Genomic DNA, 3537 nt, shown 5'->3' on the forward strand with positions numbered 1-3537 from the left:
CGTCCTCGTGAAGAGGATCAAGAAGATCGGACTTGCCCAGCCTTGTCTCGTTTTCCGTGGGGATCGCCTGCATCCTTATGGGGCACCTGGGATCATTGGGATCCATCAGTGACGCGAAGTAGGGCGTGATGGCCATCCGGAGCTTACCCAGGCTCCTCCCAACGACCTCGGCTTCATCGCCGTCGATGTCGATGACCTGTCTCAGTTGGTCCACCGTGACGATGCGATTGGTAACCTGCCACTTCCAATCATTCCAGTCGCTGTCGGGAACCCCCTTCCACAGGGGTACCTTGTTCCTGTCAAGTGAAGGCATAACGACACCTCCTCAAAGGGAAATGAAGCATTGCAGCGCTTTCACTTCGATATCATCCTACACCCTGGAATTTGGAGGTGTCAAACCGCGCCATCCCAAAGATGCGGTGGGAAAAATGAAAAGGCGGCGGGTGCCCCGCCGCCCCAAAAACCCCAGCAATTACCGGCAAAGTATTAATCCGTTGGTCTCTCCCTTGCGATCACGTCCGAGCCGTCCTTCTTCCTCCAGTAGATCCCTATCCTCATGTAGGACATGATTATGGACCCGATGGGGCTCATCCAGTTGAAGAAGGCGTAGGGAGCGAAAGCGAGGGTAGCCACCCCCAGGACGCTGCTCATGTAGGCGCCGCAGGTGTTCCAGGGGATCAGGGCCGATGTCATGGTGCCGCTGTCCTCCGTGGCGCGTGATAGCCTCCTCGGGGCAATCCCCGCCTCCTCGAAGGAGACTTTGAACATCCTGCCCGGGATGACCAGGGCAAGGTACTGGTCGCCCAGGAAGAGGTTGGCCAGAAAGCAGGTGCCAATGACGGAAGCCATCAACCCACCGACAGACTTGACCCGCTTCGTGACGGCTCCCACTATGGTCTCGAGGAAACCACAGGCCTCCATGGCCCCGCCGAAGAAGAGAGCACAGAAGATCAGCGATATGGTCCACATCATAGAATCGAGACCGCCTCCCGTGACGAGATCGCTGACCATCTCTCCGACCTCTTGGGCCATCTCGGGAAGAATATTCAGGTTAGCCTGGCTAAGCAAGTTCAGAAGGGCTTCTCCCTCGGCGCCGGCGACCTCGGCCGAGAAGGTGGCTTCATACCCGTAGTGAATGGCGTTAACGATATCTCCCAAGCCGTTGCCCTGGAAAAAGGACATAATAGCAGCCAGCAGAACACCGGCAAAGAGGCCCGGGATGGCTGGTGTTTTCATCACGGCGAGCCCTATGACCAAGATGGGGGGCAGGAAACCCAGAAGCCCGATGTTGAACTCGGCCTTCATCATCTGCTGGAGGGCCGCAATCTTCTCCACATCCAGATCGCCACCGGCATACTTCATCCCGAGGACTACGCAGATGACCATAACAATCACATAGACCGGCAGTGTGGACCACATCATGGCCCTGATGTGGTCGAACAGGTTGGAGCCGGCTACAGCCGGGGCCAGGTTGGTGGTATCCGAAAGGGGCGACAGCTTGTCGCCGAGGTAAGCTCCCGAGACCACGATGCCGGCCGTCAACGGGGCGGGTATGCCGAGCCCGTAGGCTATACCCATGAGGGCAATGCCCACCGTCCCGGCGGTGGTCCAGGATGAACCCGTCGCAAGAGATACGACCGAAGTGATCAGGAGAGTTGCCAGCAGGAAAATCGATGGCGCCAGCAATGACAGGCCATAGTAGATCAGCGTGGGCACAACTCCGCTTTGAATCCATATGCCGATGATCATACCTATGATTATGAGGATGACGATCGCCTGGAGAGCAATAGAAATGGCGTTAAGGGCACCTTCCTCGATCTGGGACCAAGGCATCTTTAGGACCGTCAGACCGATGACGCAAACAAGAACAGCGGAAAAAACAATGGGAACGTGAGCATCCACTTCCAAACCTAGAACACCGTAACTGATTATTACAGCCGCGGCTACGAACACGCCGACGGAAAGGCCCAGACTGGGCTTTACTTGCTGTTTCTCCGACATAAAAAAAACCTCCTTCTGACAGGATTCGAGCCTGAATTCATGATGATCCGAAGAAACGCCCCAGCCTCACCTCCTTCCCGGAGTGACCAGCACAAAAGCAGGCCAGGAAAATCGAAACAAAGCCCCGGCCCGGGAACGCCCATGGCGCCACAGGAAGCTTCGCCACGGCAAACCCCACCCCTGGGGGTGATGATCCGCTTTAGACAACTATCACAGGTTCCCGAAATATTCAAGGTCATTATACATGATTTTCATGATCCCGACTGTCTTACGCTCATGACTCTTTTGATCGACTCAGTGTATTTTATCCTTCGCTTCTTCTGTTCTTCCATAACGTAGGCATAGAGAGTGTCATCGGAGGCCAATTTTTCGGCCGGTAACACTCCCTTTTGCTTCACAAGTCCCAAAGCGACAGCCCGGGCAAAGATTGCGCAGCTACACCCCGTGCAGCGGCTCATGGAGGTGTTCCAGGTCATCTCGTCGAAGTGATCAAGCAGTCGCCACGAATGGGTCACCTCATCGCGGCCCTTGAAACCGCACACATCCACCTCCATTACGGTGAGATCCCTGTCCCCTTTTTCCGGCTCCATCTTCCACATGGGAAAGAGCAGGTCTGCGGCGACGTCGAGGGGAACAACTTCCTTGCCCCCAAGGATCCGGGGGATTTCCTCGAAGAGGCCCATGGAACGGAGGAGCCTCATCTGCTCCACGTGACCCGGCCATCTCAACGTCATCTCCCCGAGATTTCTCGCCCTGATATTCCTTGCGAGGCTCCTCAAACCGTCAGTGTAAAAGGCCTCAAGGGTACCAACGTCCGGGACGTCTCGGAGGTGGAGTCCCGAGGTGGCTTCAATCACTTCCTGGCGGTAGTCCTTGACGATGGTCACCGGGCGAGTGAACTCCTCGATGCAATCTTTGGGGGACCAGGTGACCTGGTAGTTGAAGGGAGGGACGGCATTGGCGGGGATGCCACCTACGAAGATAAAGGCGTCCTCGACTTCGTCAAGCAGCGATGCTCCCCTGCCCACGAGGAAGTTGGACATCCCCGGCGCGACGCCCATATCGGGGATGACGGTCACGCCCTTTTCCCTAGCAAGGCCGTCAAGATCATAAAAATCCTCGGCCATGAAGGAGATGTCCACCAAACTTTTCCCCAGCTCGATGACGGTCTTCATCATTTCGAAGCCGAAACGTCCCGGGACTCCCGCGGTGACAATGTCAACACCCTCCAGTATCGGCGCGAGCCGGGCGGCGTCCGTGGCCGACGCTAAAGCCGTCCTGACGCCGGGACATTTTTTTTCGGCCTCGCGCAGCACATCAGCATCGAAATCGACCACTGTTACCTCGAAATCCTTCATCATGTCCGCCGCAATCACCTGGCCCACCTATCCTCCGCCGATCTGAACAGCTTTCACCCGGATCACTCCCTTTTGGATTGAATGGATTCATAGCGTCTTAGTATGCAATAATTAGCAAAGATGTCGATAAGGAACGAGTCAAATATTACGTGGCAAGATTATCAAGCCCGCAATTCCC

General features: G+C 56.0%; 2 protein-coding genes and 1 pseudogene. All 3 read right to left on the bottom strand.

Annotation, left to right across the window (positions count from 1 at the left end; genetic code table 11):
- The coding region (locus GX108_06985; protein ID NLO56775.1) for a lysine 2,3-aminomutase at window positions 1-313 on the bottom strand (313 nt) is incomplete at its 3' end.
- 173 nt (window positions 314-486) lie between these two features.
- Complete coding sequence (nhaC, locus tag GX108_06990) at window positions 487-2001, bottom strand: Na+/H+ antiporter NhaC (GenBank protein ID NLO56776.1); 1515 nt, start codon at window positions 1999-2001, stop codon at window positions 487-489.
- 251 nt (window positions 2002-2252) lie between these two features.
- Window positions 2253-3416 (bottom strand): annotated as a pseudogene (locus tag GX108_06995) (saccharopine dehydrogenase).
- Window positions 3417-3537 lie beyond the last annotated feature (121 nt).

It is taken from the genome of Thermovirga sp., assembly GCA_012523215.1.
GTDB lineage: Bacteria > Synergistota > Synergistia > Synergistales > Thermovirgaceae > 58-81.

Excerpts from the sequence above, each read along its gene's own strand:
- nhaC (NLO56776.1), bottom strand. The coding sequence starts at position 2,001 with ATGTCGGAGAAACAGCAAGTAAAGCCCAGTCTGGGCCTTTCCGTCGGC.